The sequence below is a fragment of the Acetobacter pomorum genome (assembly GCF_002738225.1).
GTDB lineage: Bacteria > Pseudomonadota > Alphaproteobacteria > Acetobacterales > Acetobacteraceae > Acetobacter > Acetobacter pomorum.
This window is the reverse complement of the sequence record NZ_PEBQ01000183.1, coordinates 1-1,946: the sequence shown is the minus strand read 5'-3', so window position 1 is coordinate 1,946 and position 1,946 is coordinate 1. Positions and strand designations below refer to the sequence as shown.

The following is a 1,946-nucleotide window of genomic DNA, read 5'->3' as shown; positions in this document are numbered from 1 at the left end:
TCTTTTGTGTAAAACAGACTTTTTCATAATCTAACCCGATGTACAACCCTTCTGTGAGATTTCCGCGTCGAGGATGTTGCGCACGGTCGCGGCCCGGAAGGCATTTATGTGGAATGCAATTTCACAACCTCAAAAAAGCAATTTTAAAGTTTCTTTAGGCGGGAGAGATGACCTGTACCTGACGTACCCACCAGCCAGTCTCTCAGTTTTGACCAACGTAGCCTTCCGCCCTGATTTCGCACAGCTATGGCCAGAGCCTTCTTCTGCCCGACCAGCACGACGAGCTTCCGCCCCCGTGTAACACCGGTATAAAGCAGGTTCCGCGCCAGCATCGTATAATGCTGGGTCACCAGTGGGATGACTACCGCCGGATATTCCGATCCCTGACTCTTGTGGATCGTGGTGGCGTAGGCCAGCACCAGCTCGTCCAGTTCACCGAAGCCGTAAACGACCTCCCGTCCATCGAATAAGACCGTCAGTTCGCCCTCTTCCACATCGATCCTGTCGATAACGCCAAGATCCCCGTTGAAGACATCCCGGTCATAATCATTGGCGATCTGCATCACCTTGTCGCCCGGACCATAGGTCCAGCCGAACCGCTCGACCTTCACCTCGCCTGGCGGGTTCAGCGCTTGCTGCAATTCGATATTCAGCGACCGTGCCCCAAGGCCGCCCCGGTTCATCGGGCACAACACCTGCACGTCGCGAACCGGGTCAAGCCCGAACCGCGCCGGGATACGATCCTTCGCCACGGCCAGCAGTTTGCGCAGCCCGACCTCGGGCTCGGTCGCCTCCACGAAATAGAAATCCGATCCCTCTTTCGCGCTCAGCTCCGGCATCTTCCCTTCGTTGATCCGATGCGCGTTGGTAATGATCCGGCTTTGTGCCGCCTGGCGGAACACCTCGGTCAGCCGTACCACAGGCACGGCATTGGAGCCGATGATGTCAGCCAGCACCTGCCCCGGCCCGACCGACGGCAACTGATCCACGTCGCCCACAATCAGCAGGGCTGCACTATCGTGCAAGGCGCGCAGCAGGGAGCGCATCAGCAGCACGTCCACCATGCTGGCCTCGTCCACGACCAGCAGATCGCAGGTCAGCGGGTTGGTATCGTCCCGCTTGAAGCTCCCCGTAGCCGGGTCTGTCTCCAACAGGCGATGGATCGTCTTGCCTTCCAGCCCGGTGCTTTCCGACAGACGCTTCGCCGCCCTTCCGGTCGGGGCGCAAAGCTGCACATCCGTGCCCTTAGCCGTCACGATCTTGAGAATGGCGTTGACCAGCGTGGTCTTGCCGACGCCAGGACCGCCGGTAATCACCAGCACCTTGCTGTGCAGGGCAAGACGCACTGCTTCCTGCTGGCTGGAGGCCAGAGCCAGCCCGGTCTTGCCTTCCACCCAGGTCATGGCCTTTTCAGCGTCGATGTCAGGCCAGGGTGGACGGCCAATGGCACAGGCGCGCAACCGCTCGGCGATGCTCTGCTCGGCACGATAGAGACCAGTCAGGAAGATACAGCCCGTATCGCCCACGCTGTCTGCCACCACGTCGCCCGCTTCCAGTTCCAGCGCGAGGGCCGTCTCGATCAGAGGAGTGGCGACCTCCAGCAGTTCGGCGGTACTGGTCAGCAACTCTCCCACAGGCAGGCCGCAATGCCCTTCATCCATCGCTTCACCAAGCGCGTAGGATATCCCGGCCCGCACCCGGATCATCGCGTCAGGCGCGATCCCCATCTTACGGGCGATCTGGTCGGCGGTCTTGAAGCCGATCCCCCGGATATCCTTCGCCAGCCTATAGGGATTTTCGCTGATCAGTTGGACCGCGTCCTGCCCGTAAGTCTTGAATATCCGCACGGCCCGCGAGGTGCCGACGCCGTTGCTATGAATTGCCCCGGGTTTTGTGGAGACAGAAAGACCCGTGAGGTAAGAAGAATTCATGAGCAATAAATCGAA

The 1,946-nt window shown here is 59.9% G+C and carries 1 protein-coding gene; it reads right to left on the bottom strand.

Going from position 1 to position 1,946, the window contains the following annotated elements; all coding sequences use genetic code 11:
* Window positions 1-143: 143 nt before the first annotated feature.
* Window positions 144-1,946, bottom strand: a 1,803-nt coding sequence (recD2, locus tag CSR02_RS14490) for an SF1B family DNA helicase RecD2 (RefSeq protein ID WP_244177032.1), incomplete at its 5' end; no start/stop codon positions are given.